The sequence below is a fragment of the Kitasatospora sp. MBT66 genome, assembly GCF_000710405.2.
Classification (GTDB): domain Bacteria; phylum Actinomycetota; class Actinomycetes; order Streptomycetales; family Streptomycetaceae; genus Kitasatospora; species Kitasatospora purpeofusca.
The window spans coordinates 1,199,749-1,200,208 of sequence record NZ_JAIY01000006.1; the positions used below are offsets into that span (position 1 = coordinate 1,199,749).

At 77.8% G+C, this 460-nt stretch carries 1 pseudogene; it reads right to left on the bottom strand.

From position 1 onward, the window contains the following. Positions 1-297: pseudogene (locus BI06_RS50860) on the bottom strand (hypothetical protein); the annotation flags it as partial. Positions 298-460: the final 163 nt, after the last annotated feature.

Below are 460 nucleotides of genomic sequence, written 5' to 3' on the forward strand. Positions count from 1 at the left end.
GGCGAGCGCGGTCTCGAAGCTCGCCGAGTCGAAGCCGGGGTCGCCCTCCACGTCCGGGCCGGCCTGGCCGTCGGACCCGCCGTGGGCGCCGAGCGCGGCGGCGAGGCCGCCGGCCGGCACGTGCACCAGGGAGTCCGGGCCGTAGCCGCCCGCGGGCCGGCGCTCGGCCAGACCGCTGGTGCGCTGTGCGGGCAGGGCGCCGGGCCGCCGTTCGGGGCTCTCCGCCCAGGTCTCGGTGTCCGCCTCGGTGGTCGCCGCCGGCCCTGCTCCCGTCCCGTTCCTGCCGATCAGCCTCATGCCGACTCCCGCTCCCCCAGAGTGTCGCGGCGTCGTCCTCCGGCGCTGGGCCGGGGGCACTTTACGGGGGCCGCATCGACCCGACGGCCGCTCAGCGGCCGTGCAACGTCCCCCATGTGTCCCATCGTCGCATCACCCGCAACCCGCGTACACCTGCCCCGGC